At 44.6% G+C, this 18,483-nt stretch carries 21 protein-coding genes; 17 read left to right on the forward strand and 4 right to left on the reverse strand.

The window, feature by feature from the left end:
* Positions 1–62 precede the first annotated feature (62 nt).
* On the forward strand, positions 63–353 hold the full coding sequence (locus KFK88_RS05415) for a hypothetical protein (protein WP_223577629.1): 291 nt from the start codon (positions 63–65) through the stop codon (positions 351–353).
* 35 nt (positions 354–388) lie between these two features.
* Here KFK88_RS05415 and rnt read toward each other — a convergent pair whose 3' ends face one another.
* A complete protein-coding gene (gene rnt, locus KFK88_RS05420) occupies positions 389–1,039 on the reverse strand; it encodes a ribonuclease T (protein WP_223577630.1) in 651 nt (216 codons plus the stop codon).
* Positions 1,040–1,063: 24 nt separating this feature from the next.
* The gene (gene pyrC / locus KFK88_RS05425) at positions 1,064–2,104 is read right to left on the reverse strand and encodes a dihydroorotase (RefSeq protein ID WP_223577631.1); all 1,041 of its coding nucleotides are present in this window, start codon (positions 2,102–2,104) and stop codon (positions 1,064–1,066) included.
* A gap of 213 nt (positions 2,105–2,317) precedes the next feature.
* Here pyrC and gloA point away from each other — a divergent pair, with 213 nt between their 5' ends.
* The 8 genes from gloA (at position 2,318) to KFK88_RS05465 (ending at position 7,849) form a co-directional block, all read left to right on the forward strand.
* Positions 2,318–2,710, forward strand: a complete 393-nt coding sequence (gene gloA / locus KFK88_RS05430; protein WP_223577632.1) for a lactoylglutathione lyase — start codon at positions 2,318–2,320, stop codon at positions 2,708–2,710.
* Positions 2,711–2,752: 42 nt separating this feature from the next.
* The gene (locus KFK88_RS05435; RefSeq protein WP_223577633.1) at positions 2,753–3,160 is read left to right on the forward strand and encodes a hypothetical protein; all 408 of its coding nucleotides are present in this window, start codon (positions 2,753–2,755) and stop codon (positions 3,158–3,160) included.
* A 28-nt stretch (positions 3,161–3,188) separates the two neighbouring features.
* The gene (locus KFK88_RS05440) at positions 3,189–3,644 is read left to right on the forward strand and encodes a DUF2059 domain-containing protein (protein ID WP_223577634.1); all 456 of its coding nucleotides are present in this window, start codon (positions 3,189–3,191) and stop codon (positions 3,642–3,644) included.
* A 254-nt stretch (positions 3,645–3,898) separates the two neighbouring features.
* Positions 3,899–5,335 (forward strand): cytochrome ubiquinol oxidase subunit I, encoded by a 1,437-nt coding sequence (locus KFK88_RS05445; RefSeq protein WP_223577635.1) that lies wholly within the window; start codon positions 3,899–3,901, stop codon positions 5,333–5,335.
* Entirely contained in the window at positions 5,329–6,333 is a 1,005-nt protein-coding gene (gene cydB / locus KFK88_RS05450) for a cytochrome d ubiquinol oxidase subunit II (RefSeq protein WP_345251988.1), read from the forward strand. The genes KFK88_RS05445 and cydB overlap by 7 nt, the downstream gene beginning before the upstream one ends.
* Positions 6,333–6,485, forward strand: coding sequence for a DUF2474 domain-containing protein (locus KFK88_RS05455; RefSeq protein WP_223577637.1), 153 nt, complete (start codon positions 6,333–6,335; stop codon positions 6,483–6,485). Before cydB ends, KFK88_RS05455 begins: the two co-directional genes overlap by 1 nt.
* Positions 6,486–6,492: 7 nt before the next feature.
* The gene (locus KFK88_RS05460) at positions 6,493–6,678 is read left to right on the forward strand and encodes a CPXCG motif-containing cysteine-rich protein (RefSeq protein ID WP_223577638.1); all 186 of its coding nucleotides are present in this window, start codon (positions 6,493–6,495) and stop codon (positions 6,676–6,678) included.
* A 112-nt stretch (positions 6,679–6,790) separates the two neighbouring features.
* Positions 6,791–7,849 carry a M35 family metallo-endopeptidase gene (locus KFK88_RS05465; protein ID WP_223577639.1) on the forward strand — a complete coding sequence of 353 codons (1,059 nt, stop codon included), beginning with the start codon at positions 6,791–6,793 and terminating at the stop codon, positions 7,847–7,849.
* A gap of 61 nt (positions 7,850–7,910) precedes the next feature.
* Here the strand turns inward: KFK88_RS05465 and KFK88_RS05470 are convergent, their stop codons facing one another.
* The gene (locus tag KFK88_RS05470) at positions 7,911–8,924 is read right to left on the reverse strand and encodes a sphingomyelin phosphodiesterase (protein ID WP_223577640.1); all 1,014 of its coding nucleotides are present in this window, start codon (positions 8,922–8,924) and stop codon (positions 7,911–7,913) included.
* 191 nt (positions 8,925–9,115) lie between these two features.
* Between KFK88_RS05470 and KFK88_RS05475 the strand changes: the two genes are divergently transcribed.
* Together KFK88_RS05475 and KFK88_RS05480 are read left to right on the forward strand one after the other, a co-directional pair.
* Positions 9,116–9,508, forward strand: coding sequence for a cupin domain-containing protein (locus KFK88_RS05475; protein ID WP_223577641.1), 393 nt, complete (start codon positions 9,116–9,118; stop codon positions 9,506–9,508).
* 69 nt (positions 9,509–9,577) lie between these two features.
* Entirely contained in the window at positions 9,578–10,804 is a 1,227-nt protein-coding gene (locus KFK88_RS05480; RefSeq protein ID WP_223577642.1) for a S41 family peptidase, read from the forward strand.
* A 1-nt stretch (position 10,805) separates the two neighbouring features.
* On the opposite strand, the gene KFK88_RS05485 is transcribed toward KFK88_RS05480, so the two are convergent.
* The gene (locus KFK88_RS05485) at positions 10,806–11,237 is read right to left on the reverse strand and encodes a GFA family protein (protein WP_223577643.1); all 432 of its coding nucleotides are present in this window, start codon (positions 11,235–11,237) and stop codon (positions 10,806–10,808) included.
* 251 nt (positions 11,238–11,488) lie between these two features.
* On the opposite strand from KFK88_RS05485, the gene thrS reads away from it, so the two are divergent.
* From thrS to pheT, 6 genes are all read left to right on the forward strand, one after another.
* Positions 11,489–13,420, forward strand: coding sequence for a threonine--tRNA ligase (gene thrS / locus KFK88_RS05490; RefSeq protein ID WP_223577644.1), 1,932 nt, complete (start codon positions 11,489–11,491; stop codon positions 13,418–13,420).
* 36 nt (positions 13,421–13,456) lie between these two features.
* Entirely contained in the window at positions 13,457–13,990 is a 534-nt protein-coding gene (infC, locus tag KFK88_RS05495) for a translation initiation factor IF-3 (RefSeq protein WP_223577675.1), read from the forward strand.
* A gap of 218 nt (positions 13,991–14,208) precedes the next feature.
* Positions 14,209–14,406, forward strand: coding sequence for a 50S ribosomal protein L35 (gene rpmI / locus KFK88_RS05500; RefSeq protein ID WP_046560874.1), 198 nt, complete (start codon positions 14,209–14,211; stop codon positions 14,404–14,406).
* Between the two features lie 18 nt (positions 14,407–14,424).
* A complete protein-coding gene (gene rplT, locus KFK88_RS05505; protein WP_046560875.1) occupies positions 14,425–14,784 on the forward strand; it encodes a 50S ribosomal protein L20 in 360 nt (119 codons plus the stop codon).
* Positions 14,785–15,046: 262 nt separating this feature from the next.
* Positions 15,047–16,063: a phenylalanine--tRNA ligase subunit alpha gene (pheS, locus tag KFK88_RS05510; protein WP_263296343.1), complete on the forward strand. Its 1,017-nt coding sequence runs from the start codon at positions 15,047–15,049 to the stop codon at positions 16,061–16,063.
* Between the two features lie 13 nt (positions 16,064–16,076).
* Positions 16,077–18,455 carry a phenylalanine--tRNA ligase subunit beta gene (gene pheT / locus KFK88_RS05515; protein WP_223577645.1) on the forward strand — a complete coding sequence of 793 codons (2,379 nt, stop codon included), beginning with the start codon at positions 16,077–16,079 and terminating at the stop codon, positions 18,453–18,455.
* Positions 18,456–18,483: the final 28 nt, after the last annotated feature.

The following is an 18,483-nucleotide window of genomic DNA, read 5'->3' on the forward strand; positions in this document are numbered from 1 at the left end:
TTGAGGAAGTTTCACTTGATTTTGATGCGCATGAGAATTATTCTCATTTGAGGGTTTGGGCAATGCTGTTTTATAACAATACGATTACCGAAGGAGAAAGCAGGATGATTCATTACATGGTGAATGCGTGGCTGGATAAACGTCAGCCGCACTTGGAATTAGTGGAGCAAAATAGCGGGCAGGTAGTCCGTCGTTGGCAAGGGCGAAGGTTGCAGGAGCTGTTTAACTCTGGCCTGATTAGTTACCAAGAGTTGCAAACAAGCAGCCAGACGCAACTAAAAAAGCTAGTGAAAGCCTTGATTCTGGAGGTGACCTGCGAAGAGTTGTGCGGGCGCTGCTTGTATCAAAGCTGATTTTGTAAGAGGTCAATTTGTAAGAGCTCAGTAAGTTAATCGTCTTTTGATTGCTCAAGCTCGCTTACGAAGGGCGCGTCGGCTTGTGCGAGGTTGGCGCGATTAACCAGATGACAAAATAGCTCAGCAGTTTTGGTCGCGTCATACAGTGCTGAGTGGGCTTCTTTCTGGCTAAACGCAATCTCTGCGCGTTTACAAGCCTGAGCTAACACCGTATGGCCCAGCATCAAGGCTGATAAGGATGCGGTGTCGAAACTGGTGAACGGGTGGAACGGGCTGCGCTTGATGTTGGCGCGCTCAACTGCGGCATTAAGAAAGCTTTGATCGAACCAAGCGTTATGGCCGACTAAAACACAGCGGTTACAGTCGGCTTCTTTCTGCTCGTTACGTAAACCTTTGAATATCGACTTAAGTGCTTCTTCTTCGCTGACAGCGTTACGCAACGGATTGTCAGGATCGATGCCGGTAAACTCTAACGCTCGTTGCTCAATATTAGCGCCTTCAAACGGTTCGACGTTGAAGTGGTAGCTTTTATGCACTTCAAGTTGGCCGTCGTCGTTATATCGTGTGGTGACGGCTGCAATTTCGAGTAGGGCGTCGGTTTGGGCATTAAAACCACCCGTTTCAACATCCACCACAACTGGGTAAAAGCCACGAAAACGGTAATTCAAAGGCAAGTTGAGCATTGAGAATCCTTAGTCTGTGTTGGACTATTGATCAGCTTTAAGCTTCCATTGAAGCGTTTCGTCAGCGCAGAAAGGCACCAGCTTATCGTTACCTAGGCACAGGTGCTTAGGTACTTTCCACTCGTCTTTAACTAAAGTAATGTGCTCTTGATTGCGTGGCAGACCATAGAAATCTGGGCCATGGAAACTGGCGAAACCCTCTAAACGATCAAGTTTATCCATCATTTCAAACGCCTCAGCATAAAGCTCTATCGCAGCGTAAGCGGTATAAACACCCGCACAACCGCAAGCGGCTTCTTTTTTGCTCTTGGCGTGTGGCGCGCTGTCTGTGCCCAAGAAAAACTTCGGTGAGCCTGAAGTTGCTGCGACTAACAATGCCGCTTGGTGTTCTTGACGCTTAAGGATTGGTAAGCAGTATAAGTGTGGGCGAATGCCGCCAACCAGCATGTCGTTGCGATTTAACAGCAAGTGGTGTGCCGTAATCGTCGCTGCTACGTTTGGGCCTTGCTCGTTCACGAATTCAACCGCGTCTTTGGTTGTAATGTGCTCTAGAACGACTTTTAAGTTGGGAAACTTTTCGACCACAGGGCGTAACTTGGTGTCGATAAAGACTTTTTCGCGGTCGAAAATGTCGATATCGGCGTCCGTTACTTCGCCGTGAACCAATAGCGGCATACCGAGTTCCGCCATCTTTTCGAACACGGGGTAAGCGTTTTCGATATCGGTCAAGCCTGAGTCTGAGTTGGTCGTCGCGCCAGCAGGGTACAACTTACAGGCCTTAACAAAGCCGCTTTTAACCGCTGCTTCGATATCTTCAGGGCTGGTGTTGTCCGTCAAGTACAAAGTCATTAACGGCTCGAAGTCCATACTTTCCGTGGTATGGCGCATAATCGCGTTGCGATAATCGTCAGCTTGCTCGACATTAGTCACTGGAGGAACAAGGTTTGGCATAACGATTGCGCGGGCAAATTGCTTGGCAGCGTCTTTTACCGTGTGCTGCAAGGCTGCGCCAGAACGAAGGTGGATGTGCCAGTCGTCTGGACGAGTAATGGTCAATGTTTGCATAATGGTCTCTGCTGTGGCCCTTGAGGCTGCAACCTCAGAAATCGAGGCGTTCGTATCGGCAAATCCGTGTTTGGGCTCATCGCGGGTTTACCTGATACGGTTAATTGTGTTTAATGGCGCGGTATTATACGCAAGTCGCTACAGTAACTAAACCCTGTAACTGTAAGAGGCTGTAACTAAATCCGTATCCTAAAAAATCTATCAGGAGAACTCATGAGACTATTACATACCATGCTTCGTGTTGGTGATTTAGACAAGTCCATTCAATTTTATCGCGATATCATGGGAATGGAACTGATTCGTAAACACGATTATGAGTCGGGACGCTTTACATTGGCGTTTCTAGGTTATGGCCCTGAAAAGGACAATACGGTGCTGGAACTGACCCATAACTGGGATACGGACAGTTACGAGAAGGGCGAAGGATTTGGTCATATCGCCATTGCGGTGGATGATGTCTATGCTGCGTGTGAGAAGATTCGTGAGGCAGGTGGTACGATTGTTCGTGAACCTGGCCCGATGAAACATGGCACCACAGTTTTGGCTTTCGTTGAAGATCCTGATGGCTATAAGATTGAACTGTTAGAAGATCGCCATAACACTTAACAGATTAAACACGTTGTATTAATAGTGAATAAAGAGAAGACCATGAGCGAAGAACAAACAGTAAGCAAAGCTGGTATGCCAAAAGGCGTAAAAAATGTTTTATTGATTAACCTTGTCATCATCGCCGTTGCTGCGTGGGCAATATTTAATATGTACACCGAAACCGGTGCCGAGATCCTAATCGCCTTCGCCACTTGGTCATTGCTGGGAACCTTGACGTTTTGTCAAATCGTACTACTTAGCAAAATGCGCAAAGCTTGGGGCATGTTGAGGGCGTTGATTTATACCATTGCGCTGCTGCAAGCGTTAACCACTATGGTGCTGACCAAAGACTTTTTATCGCTATGGGGCGTTTTAGCGTTCTTTGGCTCTTTATTTGTGGTAATTTATTTAATTGGTTTGCGTGGCTATTTGAACAGCGACGGCTTTAAGCAGTGGTTCGGAAGCTAAATTATTGTAATAACGAAAAGGAAATATGATGAAAAAGTTATTTGTTGGTTTGTTTTTGTTGGGTTTTTTTGGCGCAGTCAGCGCTTCTGACAATATTTCACAAAGTCATAAAGATGCAGCATTAAATTTGCTAAGTACCATGAAGATGGGTGAACAATTTTCAAATTCATTAGAAACAGCTATTGATGCTCAGCTGAAAATCAATCCTAACATGGCCCGTTACAGACAGACTTTTCTTGATTTTTATGACCAATACGTCCGTTGGGAAGATGTTAAAGGGCGTTTTGCTATGTTGTATGCGCAAAACTTTACGCAAGAAGAAATAGAAGACATTAATGACTTTTATTCAACTCAGACTGGCCAGAAAGTTGCCCTTTTAACGACAAAGTTAATGGAGCAGGGTATGAAGCTAGGAGAGCAATTAGTTCTAGAGAATCAATCTGAACTGGTTCGTATGATCCAAGAAGCTGATCAAGCTAATTAATGACAAGTCATGGGTTGGGCTTTGGCCTAACCCATGATAAAAGTAATTGATTACAAAAACTAATCAAAAGTCCCCCTTCCCATACTAAATATCCTGCGAATATTCCTTGATAAAAGGCCCGACCACGCTAGTATAAAGACACACCATTTGTAATGGTTTTGTCATGAACTCTTAATGCTTCGTTATTCAGTAGCTGTGACGTTCCTGAGCAGCGCTTTATAACTTAGAGTCGCCTGTGATTAAGGAGGTAATCGATGGAGTTCCTCGATCCTGTACTCCTCGCGAGGATACAGTTTGCGTTTACAATTGCGTTTCATATTGTCTTTCCTGGCCTGTCCATTGGTCTCGCTGCTTATCTTGCTGTTCTTGAAGCCCTTTGGCTTAAAACCAATAAGAAAATTTATCTTACTGCCTTTAAATACTGGTTAAAAATCTTCTCCATCATTTTCGGTATGGGAGTCGTTTCTGGCGTGGTGATGAGTTACCAGATCGGCACCAACTGGAGTGTGTTCTCCGATAAAACTGGCCCGATTTTAGGCCCCTTAATGGGCTATGAAGTTCTCTCAGCCTTTTTCTTGGAAGCGGGTTTCTTAGGCGTGATGTTGTTTGGTATGGATAAAGTGGGCAAGAAGCTTCACTTTTTCTCAACCTTAATGGTTTCTATCGGAACCTTGATGTCGGCGTTCTGGATTTTAAGCGTAAACAGTTGGATGCAAACACCTACAGGCTATGCATATAACGAGGTAGGGCAGTTTATTGCTGAAGATTGGTTTGAGGTGGTCTTTAACCCGTCGTTTCCTTATCGCTTAGCACATATGGTGACGGCTGCTTTCTTAAGCACAGCGTTTTTAGTGGGTGGTGTGGCTGCTTGGCATCTATTAAAAGAGCGCAAAGAAAAGGTCAAGAACGAGACTGCTCGACTGATGTTTTCCATGGCGATGTGGATGGCAGCGATTGTCGCACCAATCCAGTTGTTTATTGGTGACTTGCATGGTTTGAATACGCTCGAACATCAGCCAGCTAAAGTTGCTGCGATGGAAGGTAATTATCAAACGCAAAAAGGCGCGCCGTTGATTTTGTTTGGTATCCCGAATGACGAAGAAGAGCGTGTCGACTACGCGATTGAAATTCCAAAGATGGCGAGTTTTATTCTGACGCACGACATGGATGGTGAATTAGTCGGGCTTGATCAGTTTGCTAAAGAAGATCGTCCTAATACCAAGTGGGTGTTCTACAGCTTCCGTTTGATGGTGGCGATTGGTATGGGCATGATCGCTATTGGTTTGTTTAGCCTGTTTTTACGCTGGCGAAACAAGCTCTACGATAATCGTTTTTTACTGAGAACAGCGGTGTGGTTTGCGCCATCGGGTGTGGTCGCAACCATTGCTGGTTGGATTGTAACCGAAGTTGGACGTCAGCCGTATACCGTCTATGGCTTGCTTAGAACGTATGACTCACACTCGCCACTCGATGCACCGGCGGTCGCGGCATCACTCGCTATTTTTGTAGTAGTTTACATACTGGTGTTTGGTGCTGGTATTGTTTATACGCTGCGCTTGATGAAAGTACGTCCTGGTGAGCGTGGAGAGTTGGCGGACGAGGAAAGCAAAGTGAAGTCATCCGTCACTTTATCCAACCGTTTACCACATGAGTCGAGCGACGCTAAGCACAGTGAGGAGGATAAATCATGATCGATTTTGCATTGATTTGGGCGGGGCTGATTGCCTTTGCAGTACTCGCTTACATTATCCTCGACGGCTTTGACCTCGGTATTGGCATCATGTTTCCTTTCATTAAGAAGAAGGAAGACAAAGAAACCGCGATGAATACCATTGCGCCAATTTGGGACGGTAATGAAACCTGGTTGGTGCTTGGCGGCGGTGGCTTGTACGCTGTTTTCCCATTAGCCTACGCCATTATTCTTCCGGCACTCTATATGCCGATTATCTTGATGCTGTTAGGCCTGATATTCCGTGGCGTGGCGTTTGAGTTTCACTGGCGCGCACGTAAGTCGCAACACTTGTGGGATAAAGGCTTTGCGATAGGATCGCTTGTCGCAGCCTTATGCCAAGGCATTGCGCTTGGAGCTCTGGTACAGGGCATTACCGTAGAAGACCGAGCTTATGCTGGCGGCTGGTGGGATTGGTTGACGCCATTCAGTATCACTACGGGTGTTGCGCTGGTCGTGGGCTATGTGTTGCTAGGCTCGACTTGGCTCAATATGAAAACGACAGGGAGTTTGCAAAAACAGTCTCGTGGCATCGCCAAAATAGCAGGCATCGCGACCTTTGGTTTCATCGGTTTGATCAGTTTGTGGATGGTCTTCATCGAGCAACAGTACTTACATCGCTGGTTTGATGCACCGAATATTTATTACTTATTTGTAGTGCCGGTGTTGGTGTTTCTTGTCGGCGTTAGTTTGTTTATTACGCTTAAAAGAAAGCGCGACGTTAGCCCATTTCTGCTGTCCATATCATTATTCCTGCTGAGCTATATTGGCCTAGCGATCAGTCTATTCCCGAACCTGGTACCGCCGTCGGTCAGTATCTGGGATGCTGCAGCGCCAGACTCAAGTTTGAAGTTCCTACTGGTAGGCTCTGCATTCCTGTTGCCGATTATTTTAGCTTACACCACGTATGCTTACTGGGTGTTTAGAGGCAAAGTTAAAGAAGGCGAGGCGTATCATTAATGGTTGATGATAAAAGCGATAAGCAGGTGGATAAACCAGAGGCTGACGACAAACCAGGGTGGAAAAAAGGACTCTGGTTTGTTGGACTGTGGTTAGGGGGCGTGTTAGTTCTCGGTACTATTGGCTTCTTGATTCGCTTAGTTTTAGGTTAGTGGTGATATGCTACAGCAGATCGAAAAAGACATTTCCTGCCCTTATTGTGGTGAAGTTATTACGGTCTTAATTGATAACTCAGTACCACATCAAGAGTATATTGAGGACTGTCAGGTGTGTTGTCGGCCGATTGAGTTTGTGGTGTCTGTAACGGGTGATGATGTAGACTTGGTTGTCAGAAGCGACTTTTAGAGTTCGCTGCTGATTTGGCCTTCGCGCTATTCTGTGGTAGTTTAGAAGTGCTGATTAAAAAGTAATCAGCACTTAAAGGACTATTAGTTATCTACAATCAAGGAGGCTCAGGATGAGCATTTATAAGTTATCAGGGATATTTCTATCTCTACTATTCATTTCATTATTACCTAACCAATCAAAGGCAAGATCTGCCCATGTTAATAGCTGTAGTGGTACCGATACTGGGTATCGGACTGCTAGAAAGGCTTGTAAATCGGGTGATTTTCCTGGACAAACTATCGTCACCTGTAACCGTAAAGGCAAACAGAAAGATCGACGGATTTGCAATGCGGATGGCAATAAAGTTGGTGTCTATGAAAATAGTTGTTCTGGTTCGGCAACTGGTTTCAAGAACCTAAAAAAAGCGTGTAAGTCTGGTGACTTCTTTGGTGACTTACTGGTGAAGTGTCGTAATGGTGAAGAAAAGAAGCGAATGCAATGTGCTGAGGCAGAGTCAGATGATAACAAGGTGGTCATCTTTAAAGGACAGTGCGGAAGCCCTCAAACGATAGCTGGACGTAATCTTAGGAAAGCTTGTAAGAATAATCCGGGAGAGACATTAGCGAAGTGTCGTAAGAAAGGAAATATATGGAAAGAGCGAAAAACTATGTTTTGTACTGGCAAGAAAGACCGGTTCAAAGTGAAAAAATGTTCTGTTAACGAGCGGAATACTATTCTAGCCGATTATGATGTCGCAGAGCAGCGCGTGGATATTGTGTTAGCCCAAGTTGAGAACTTATTGAGAACGAATACCACCATGGATGCAAAGCTTCGTAAGAAAATGGAGGTCGTTCGCCGTAAACTTGAGAAAATTCAAACTGCCATGGATCGCCCAAGAACATACGTATGTAAGGCAAACAAGAATATGTGTGCGAATGCTAACGCTCATACCATGTTTACAGGCCGAAAAGTCAAAATGTGTGATCAGTACTTCTCAAAAACTAATCAGCTTGAGAGAGCTTCTATCTTAGTGCATGAAATTTCACATCATAAAACGCAAACAACAGACCGAGGTACTGAGCATGGAGGATGCACAGCTCCGAACTTATCATCTGCGGGAAATAACTTTCATCGCCAAGCAGAGTACTATGAGCACATTATTGAATGTGGTTTATACCTTCCAAACTGATACGCTGTTGTATTAGAACTGTAAAAGGGTACTGGTGAGTACCCTTTTTTAATGGTGCTCGTTAATAACTAAAAGTGGCTTGAACAGGGTAGTGATCGGATAAGTCGCGCGTGTAGCCATTGTGATAATAAGTGCCACTACATAAAGGCCATCTGCCGTATAAATAGGACCAATACCAAGCTTGTGTCGCTTTAAGCGGCAAAACCGTTTGTTCGGCTGGCTGCGTTGGTTGCAGGTGAGCCTTGTGCGTCATGACGTAATCCAGCGTGTCGTTGTAGCACATGTCGTAACCGTAATGATAATTTGATGAGCGCGCCATCCAGTTATCTTCTGGGTAAGAGCCGATACCATCAAACTGATACCACAAGTTTGCTTCAGCGTGTTGTAGCATGTCATTAACTTGAACCGTCTGATTAAAATCCACGTTGAAATCGCCACCAAAAATTAATGGTTCTGAGGTGCTAATAGTGAATTGCTCAAGCCAGTCATTAATTTCATCCAACTGGTTCATTCGAATCATGTGTTCCTGATCCGCAGACTCATCGTGCGTCGCTTGTAAGTGCGTACCGACTAAGTGAAAGCGGTTGCCATTAATATCAATTTCAGCGTACACAGCACCTTTGTTCGCTTGATAGTCAGCGCTGCCGAATAGTGAGCTATGGAAAACGTAGGCGTGTTGCTGGGTGATAGGGTGCTTACTAGCGATAACTACGCCGCCTCTGACTACGGTAAAAGCATTTGAGCAGTCACCTTGAATCGAATCCCAGTCACCTCCTGAGCACACTTGTCCTAATATTGGCGTGCGATATGGATAGACATCACCTAGGTCATTAATCGCATTGTCGGCATAATCGTTAATCACTTCACTAAATATAATGACATCAGGTTGTTCTTCTAACGCACGAATTGCTCCCGGCAAGTGAGCGGCGCGTTGTTGTTGATCCCAGTCACCAGCAATGCTGGGTAATTGCTGAATATTGTACGCCATAACTTTGATGTCTGGTCGATTAGCGGTTGCGTCGGAAGCAAATAGCAGTGTTACTGATAGTGTTAGAAAATATAAAAATGATTTCATAGTACCCCCATGAATGTTGAGTTTTTGATGCGTAAAGAGGAGGTAATAGTTAAAACAGTTTTAATGACACTCAGCGCACAATTTAATGACGGTTTGATAACGGTTACGTGAATCGTGCAGTGACGCACAATTGACTTCAGCTTTGGAAGTGAACACTATGAGAAATAGAATTATTCGTTAGAGGAGTCAGAATGAAATATGACTTAGGCAATACTTTTAGCATCATTAAGCCTGACCAAAGTGTTGAAACGATTGATGTCAGCCCGACGATGTATCAGCAACTGGATGAGAATTTTAATCAATTTAAAGGTCATCAGCTCGTTTCATTGTATGAATTTAATGACGATTGGAGCTCGTGGGAGGTTCATCCGAAAGGCGACGAAATTGTTGTATTATTGTCTGGTGAGATCACCTTCGTTCTTGATATTGATGGTGAGCACAAGCAGGTTGAGTTAAAGAAGCAAGGTGAATACGTCGTCGTGCCGAAAAATACATGGCATACAGCAAAAACAAATACTCCAACAAAGGCGCTGTTTATTACGCCAGGAGAGGGCACTAAGCATAAGGACTTAGACAAGGTTTAGTGCCTCTGCTATATTCTCATTGGCTTAAACTACCCACTTTGGAGTAACGAAATTGAAAAGGATGACCTCTTGATAAGACTGTTATTGGCTACCATTCTTTGTGTGCTTTCTTGTGACTCTGACTCTCTTGATTCAAGAGAAGTAAAGCAATGGAAGGATGACCTACAGGTCTATGAAGATAAGCTTTCTCACCGACACATCGACATATTTCATTCAGTACCTGCTAAAGACTTTAGACAGCAGCTTCGTGGATTAAGAGAGCGCTTACCCTCCATGTCCCGGAGCCAAGTGATCGTTGAGTTGATGAGAATCACACGAACGATTAACGATGGGCATACTTCAGTACCGCTTTGGAACCAACCGCTCAAAAAGTTTCCGCTTAGCTTTAAAGTGATTCAGAGTCAGATCTATGTTACTGGCGCCACCGAAGACCAAGCAGAGTTGCTGGGAGCTAGGTTGGTTTCCATTGGTGACCATACATCCAGTGATGTTATTCAGGCACTTGGTCATGTCGTCCCTTTTGTTGAAAATCCATACTCCACTAGAGCCAATACAGGTTATTACTTGAATAGAGCTGAGGTTTTATTTGGTTTGGGTTTTATCGATAGCCCGGATAGAGCCGAATTCGTTTTTGAAGCTAAAGAGCAAACGGTGAAAACTTCGTTAATATCCAATCAATCCTATCAGTTTACTCAAAACTTAAACTTTCGTGATACGGCTAGCATCGAACTTGTTGAAAAGGTGAGTGACAACGTTTGGTTTGGTTCAGCTCTTGGTGGCAGGGCTATTTACTTTAAGTTCAGGCGCTATCCATCCATGTCAGAAATGGAGTCTTTGGCAGATGAGTTATTAGCATTTATTAACGATAACCAATCTAACAGTCTGATCATTGATTTGCGAGAGAACTACGGCGGTGACTTCTTTATAGGACTCAAGTTAGCCCAATATTTAGTATTAGCAGATAGCATAGACTGGAAGTCAGGCGTTTATGTGTTAATTGATAATGAGACTTTTTCTGCCGCGATGAGTAATGCTGCCCAATACATGCAGATACTGAATGCTAAGCTGGTAGGCGAACCGACAGGCGCTAAGCCATCTGGTTATCAAGATATGGGCCAGTTTACGCTACCTAATTCAAACCTTGTTGTGACCTACTCGAAGCGCCTTTATCACTTTAAAGAGGGTATTAACGATGCGTTGTACCCAGACATGACCATTCCTATATCAATTGATGATTATATTAATGGTCAGGACAGGCCTTTAAACTGGATCCTAGCTGAGCTAAAAGAGAATTAGGTTAGGTGTCTCCAGCAAACGCTGCAAACACTTCCTCACCAGTCATCATTTTGGTTTGATTGGCGAAGTCGTAGTAGCGAGGCTTTTCGTCGATAAAGATTTGCGTGGTGAACTCAACGCTATCGCTAGTATCAAGGCTATCGAACAGCCCCGCTGGCATGATGTATTGATTGGTTTGTTTGAGTCGGTAGAAGAGGTGGGTACCGCAGTTTGAGCAAAAACCACGTTCAGCCCATTCTGATGAGTCGAAGATTTTGATGTTGTCTTCTCCCTCAAACTTGACGTTGCTGCCACAATCGATGGCGAGCAAAGGACCGCCTGACCACTTACGGCACATGGAGCAATGACATGAATCGACATGAGGCTTTGCTTCGGCGACTTGAATGCGAACTTTCTGGCAAAGACATTGAGAGTTTAAGGTGATAGCAGACATGGTAGTTCCTTTCAAATTTGCTAATAATATCCAAAGTTACCGCAAGGGCCTCTAAAAGCAAGATTTTTTGCTGTGATCCCTTGCATATTTCACTAATTCCACCATAATCGACCACTTGTCTTAAATTTTTGTCAAAACCCCTGAAATACCGTTGGGTAGAGCGGGTTTTGGCGATAAAATACGAATTCATTTAATCATTCATTGAATAATAGGCCATTCGTAGGGCTTATATTCGAACAGAGAGATTTGCAATGCCTGTAATTACTTTACCTGATGGAAGTCAACGCGAGTTTGATAAAGCCGTTTCTGTACACGACGTAGCGAATGATATTGGCCCTGGTTTAGCCAAAGCTGCTTTAGCTGGAAAAGTGAACGGAAAACTCGTTGATACCAGTTATGTCATGGACTCTGACGCGGATTTGGCGATTATCACTGAGCGTGATGAGGACGGCTTAGAAATCATCCGCCACTCGACTGCACACTTGTTAGCACAAGCGGTTCAACGCCTTTTCGACAACGTTCAAGTCACTATTGGTCCAGTGATTGACCATGGTTTTTATTATGACTTTGCAACGGAGAAGCCGTTTACCGAAGACGATCTTCGTGCCATCGAGAAAGAGATGGAGAAAATCTCGAAAGAAAACCTTCAGGTCGAGCGTACGGAAATGGAGCGTGACGAAGCGGTGGCTTTCTTCCGTAACATGGGTGAAGAGTACAAAGCAGAAATTATCGAGTCGATTCCAAGCAATGAGGCGTTATCCTTATACCGCCAAGGCGACTTTATCGACTTATGCCGTGGGCCACACGTTCCTAGCACCTCAAAATTAAAAGCCTTCAAATTGATGAAAGTCGCTGGTGCTTATTGGCGCGGTGACTCGAATAACGAGATGTTGCAGCGTATTTATGGCACGGCGTGGACTAACAAGAAAGAATTAAAAGCTTACTTAAGACGTCTTGAGGAAGCGGAAAAGCGCGATCACCGTAAGATCGGTAAGGCTTTGGACTTGTTCCACTTGCAGGAAGAAGCGCCGGGCATGATTTTCTGGCACGACAAAGGCTGGTCAATTTATAAAACCCTTGAGCAGTACATTCGTGATCGCTTGAAAGAACACAATTACCAAGAAGTGAAGACGCCACAAATTGTCGATCGAAGCTTGTGGGAAAAGTCAGGCCACTGGGATAAGTTTGGCGACGACATGTTCACGTTGGAGTCTGATCAGCGTGATTACGCGATTAAGCCGATGAACTGCCCGTGTCATGTGCAGATTTATAATTCAGGCTTGAAGAGCTACCGTGATTTGCCGTTACGTATGGCGGAATTTGGCTCTTGCCACCGTAACGAGCCATCTGGCGCTTTGCATGGCATTATGCGCCTGCGTAATTTTGTGCAAGATGATGCGCACATCTTCTGTACTGAAGATCAGATTCAAGAAGAGGTCTCGAAGTTTATCGAGATGTTGTATGACGTGTACCGTGATTTCGGCTTTACTGACGTTATCGTTAAGTTATCGACTCGCCCTGAGCAGCGCGTAGGCTCGGATGAAGTTTGGGATAAAGCAGAGGCCGCTTTAGCAGATGCCCTGAAAGCGAATAATATCGAATTTGAATACCAGCCGGGCGAAGGTGCTTTCTATGGTCCGAAGCTTGAGTTCACATTGAAAGACTGTTTAGAGCGTCATTGGCAGTGCGGTACTATCCAAGTTGACTTTTCGATGCCGGGTCGTTTAGGCGCAGAATTTGTCGCAGAAAGCGGTGAAAGAGAAGTTCCGGTGATGCTTCACCGCGCAATTTTGGGATCTTTGGAGCGTTTTATCGGTATTTTAATCGAAGAATACGCTGGAAAATTCCCGGCTTGGTTGGCGCCAACTCAAGCCGTAATCATGAATATTACCGACAAACAGGCCGATTTTTGCCAAAAAACGGTCGATTCCTTGAAAAATAAGGGATTTAGGGTAAATTCAGACTTGAGAAATGAGAAGATCGGATTTAAAATTCGCGAGCAGACATTAGCACGTGTTCCGTTCTTACTTGTAGTCGGAGACCGTGAAGTTGAAAATGGTCATGTCGCTGTTAGAACTCGCGAGGGTGAGGATCTTGGCAGTATGAGCATTGACGCCTTTGCCGAGTTGCTTGAAGCTGAAGTGGCTAAGCGAGCAAGAAAAGAAGAGGCAGTGGCTGAATAATTCGACTTGATTTTAACCAATTAGAGGATTAGACACATTAAAAAAGGTCAAAAGCGCGACGATAGACAGCGCATAAATGAAGATATTCGAGCCAAAGAGGTTCGCTTAATCCAAGCTGACGGTGAAAACGTTGGTGTGGTTGATACAAGAGATGCATTGGCACAAGCTCAAGAGGCTTCGCTAGATTTAGTAGAAGTTTCGCCTGACGCTAAGCCGCCTGTCTGTAAGATTATGGACTTTGGTAAATACTTGTTTGAGCAGAAGAAAGCGAAAGCGGCTGCTAAGAAAAAACAGAAAGTTACCCAAGTCAAAGAAATCAAGTTTCGCCCAGGGACGGATATTGGAGACTATAAGGTAAAACTACGCAACCTTATACGTTTCTTGGAAGATGGGGACAAGACGAAGATCACTGTCCGCTTCCGTGGTCGTGAGATGGCGCACCAAGAACTCGGAATGGAGTTGTTGAAGCGTGTCGAAAAAGACCTGGAAGAGTACGGTTCAGTTGAGCAACGTCCATCAATGGAAGGTCGTCAAATGACGATGGTGGTTGCCCCCAACAAGAAGAAGTAGTTGAGCGTTTGACTTAAGTCTCTTGGTCTAGGCTAAAGGTTTAAGTCGAACAAAAGTCCGCAAGGCGCTTAATGTGCTTCAAAAGGTTGGATAAATCGGCTTCACGGCTGAATTATCCGTTTTTAGTAACTCATCATGAGCTCCAGACGACTGCCGGCATTATGATTTTATATTGCTCAAGCAGTGGCCATGACAGTAATCAATGCGAGTATATTACTATGCCAAAGATGAAGACTGACCGCGGTGCTTCGAAGCGTTTCAAAAAGACTGCTTCGGGTCGTTATAAGCACAAACAATCACACTTGCGTCACATCTTGACCAAGAAATCCACTAAGCGTAAGCGTCATTTGCGCCACGGCAAGCTAGTTGATGCCGCGGATACAAAGCAAATCGATCGTATGCTTCCTAACGGTTAATTGGTGAGGATTTAAGAGATGGCAAGAGTAAAACGCGGCGTGACAGCTCACGCACGTCACAAGAAAGTTTTAAAGCAGGCTAAAGGTTATTACGGTGCACGTAGTCGTGTTTATCGTGTAGCTAAACAAGCTGTAATTAAAGCGGGTCAATATGCATATCGTGACCGTCGCCAACGCAAGCGTCAATTCCGTTCATTATGGATTGCACGTATTAATGCCGAAGCGCGTACACACGGTTTGTCTTATAGCCGTTTTATCAATGGTTTGAAAAAATCAAACATTGAAGTTGATCGTAAGATGCTAGCAGAATTGGCAGTTTTTGATAAAGTAGCTTTTGCTGCTTTTGCAGAGCAAGCTAAATCTGCCCTAGACGCTTAATCTAAGCACTCTGTTCTTTAGTTTGATAGTAAGTTAAAGAATAGCATTTGTTACCAACGTTGTTTTTACGGTTATTGTTAATACGATCAAGGTAGCAAACGATTAAAGTCTTAAAAGGAAGGGCAGAAATGCTCTTCCTTTTTTTATGCAGTTTTATAGGTAGAACGCAGAATACGCAGACTGATATTGAGCCTCTTTTTAAGAGTCTTTTATTAAGAAAGTGATACGACGAATACAATACGACAAACTATGAGCAAATATCATGGCTGATTTACAAGAAATTATCCAACAGGCTGAACAAGAAATCAGTGCTGTTGAGTCATTACCTGAGCTGGAGCAAGTTAAAGCTCGCTTCGTGGGTAAGAAAGGATTAATCACTGCGCAAATGAAGCAGATGGCAACGTTACCACCTGAAGAAAAGCCAAAGTTTGGCGCTAAGGTGAATGAAGCTAAGAAAGAAGTGTTTGGCATTATCGAAGCTAAGCAGAATGCTATCAAAACAGCTGAAATTAACGCTAAGTTAGCGGGTGAAACAATTGATGTGACTTTGAGTGGTCGTAACTCAGAGTCGGGCGGTGTACACCCTGTGAACCGCACATTAAGACGTATTGAGTCGTACTTTGGGCAAATGGGTTTTTCAGTTGCTGAAGGTCCAGAAGTGGAAGATGATTTCCATAACTTCACAGCGCTGAATATCCCTGAGCATCACCCTGCACGTGCGATGCATGATACCTTCTATTTTGATGCCGGACGCTTATTAAGAACTCATACGTCGCCTGTACAGGTGCGTGTGATGGAAAATGCTGAGCCACCGTATCGCATTATCGCGCCGGGTCGTGTTTATCGTTGCGATTCGGATTTAACGCACACACCAATGTTCCATCAGGTTGAGGGCCTTCTGATCGATGAAAGTACCACTTTTGTTGATCTGAAAGGCGTTCTGTATGAGTTTGTGACTCACTTCTTTGAAAAAGACTTAGGTGTACGTTTCCGTCCGTCTTACTTCCCGTTCACTGAGCCATCGGCTGAAGTCGATATTGAGTGCGTTATGTGTAGCGGTAAAGGGTGTCGTGTTTGTAGCCATACCGGTTGGTTAGAAATTCTTGGTTGCGGCATGGTTCACCCGAAAGTGCTTGAGTCGGTTGGTGTTGATAGCGAAAAGTATACTGGTTTTGCTTTTGGTATGGGCGTTGAGCGTTTAACGATGTTGCGCTATGGCGTGAATGACTTGAGGTTGTTCTTCGAGAATGACCTGAACTTCCTTAAGCAATTCAACTAGTGGGTGGATAACGATGAAATTTAGTGAACAGTGGTTACGTGAGTGGGTAAACCCTGAAATTTCCACTCAAGAGTTAGTCGATAAATTAACCATGGCAGGATTGGAAGTCGATGGTTTTGAGTATTTAGGTGATAGTTTTTCTGGCGTAGTTGTCGGGGAGATCGTTGCCGCAGAGCAGCACCCTGATGCGGACAAATTACAGGTTTGTACCATCAATGTGGGCGATGCAAGCGACGAAGAGTTACAAATTATCTGTGGAGCTCCGAATGCGCGTAAGGGCATTAAAGTCGCGGTCGCGATGATTGGTGCTGTCCTTCCTGGTGATTTCAAAATTAAGAAAGCCAAACTACGTGGTGTGCATTCTTTCGGAATGCTGTGCTCTGAGACTGAGCTGAATATTGGTGAAGGCAGCGATGGTATCGTTGAGCTGCCGCTGGATGCGCCTTTAGGGAAGGATTTAAAAGAATTCTTTAACCTTGATGATCATGTTATTGATGTTGATCTGACGCCAAACCGTGGTGATTGTTTAGGTATTCGCGGTATTGCACGTGAAGTGGGTGTTTTAACACAGCAAGATGTTCGCTTCGTGGAGCCAAAAGCGGTTGCTAGTGAAGTGAGTGATAAGCTGGATGTAAAGTTAAGTGCACCACAAGCATGTCCACGCTACTTAGGGCGTGTGATAAAAGGTATTAATCCAGAAGCACAGACTCCGCAGTGGATGGTGCAGCGTATTGAGCGTTCTGGTGTGCGTTCGATTGACCCGGTAGTAGACGTGACGAACTACGTATTACTGGAAATGGGCCACCCGATGCATGCGTTTGATCTAGCCAAGATTGATGGTGCGATTGATGTGCGCATGGCTAAAAAAGACGAAAAGTTAACACTTCTCGATGGCCAAGAAGTCGAGTTGACGGAAGATACCTTAATGATTGCCGATAACTCAAAGCCTCTAGCGATTGCGGGCGTGATGGGGGGGGAGCATTCAGGCGTTAATTCAGAAACAAAAGATATTTTCTTAGAAAGCGCGTACTTCGACGCGATTTCAGTAGCGGGCAAAGCACGTCAGTATGGCTTGCATACCGATGCCTCTCATCGTTATGAACGCGGTGTGGATTACGAACTGCAGCGTACAGCGATGGAGCGAGCAACTGAATTGCTGCTTGAGATCGTTGGTGGTCAGCCTGGCGCAATTATTGAAGCGGTTGATAAGTCAGCAATGCCAGAGAAGCGCCATTTAACTTTGCGTCGTGAGCGTATTGAGCGTGTTGTCGGTGTGGCATTCGATGATGCACAGGTTGAAGATATATTGACGCGTCTTGGTTTAGGCCTAACCGCTAATGATCAAGGCTGGGACGTTTCGGTTCCAAGCTTCCGTTTTGATATCGATAACGAAGAAAGCTTAATCGAAGAGTTGGTTCGCGTTTATGGCTACAACAACTTGCCAATTCGTAAGCCTCAGGGCGAAATGGCGATGTTCATGCAGAACGAAAGTCGAGTGTTTAAGGACTTATTGCGTGATGTCTTAGTCACGCGTGGCTACCAAGAAGCTATTACGTACAGTTTCGTAGAGCCTAAGCTACAAGCTGTTTTAGAGCCAAATATGAAGCCATTGCCATTGATGAACCCGATTTCGAGTGAAATGGGTGTCATGCGCACCAATTTGTTGCCGGGCTTGGTTCAAGCAGCACAGTTTAATATCAACCGTCAGCAATCGCGTATTCGCTTCTTCGAGATGGGCTTACGTTTTGAAACAGCTTCGGGCGAGTTAGAGCAAATTCCTACGCTTGCGGGTTTGGTCGCAGGACGTCGTTATGTTGAGTCTTGGGATGGTGATGCTAGAAAAGTCGACTTCTATGATGTGAAGGGCGATATTGAAGCATTGCTTAATTCCACCAAGCGCCGCTTTGACTTTGTACCTTCTGCTAAAGAAATTCTGCATCCAGGTCAATCAGCAGATATTATCCTCGAGGGTAAGACAGTTGGTTATATCGGTAAACTGCATCCACAAATTCAACAGACGGTTGATTTGGACTTAGATACGTTTGTCTATGAGATCGATTTAGAGGCACTATCTGAGCGTGATTTACCAGAATTCGCACCATTGATGAAGTTCCCATCCATTCGACGCGATCTTGCGGTGATTGTTGATGAAACCGTAAAAGGTGGGGAATTAATTGATTTTATTGTAAAAATTGGTGGGAATTTACTGACAGATGCCTTTATTTTTGATATATACAAAGGTGAGCATCTTGAGCAAGGAAAGAAAAGTGTTGCTTTGGGTATGACCTTACGTCATCCAGAGAAAACCTTAGAGGATGCGGAAATTAATTCTGTTGTAGATAAAGTGGTTGCTGGGCTAGCAGAAGAGTATCAAGCAGTTCTCAGAAACTAACCCTTAAAAGCACAGTCTACAAGTGAGA

The organism is Kangiella taiwanensis (genome assembly GCF_020005165.1).
Taxonomy (GTDB): domain Bacteria; phylum Pseudomonadota; class Gammaproteobacteria; order Enterobacterales; family Kangiellaceae; genus Kangiella; species Kangiella taiwanensis.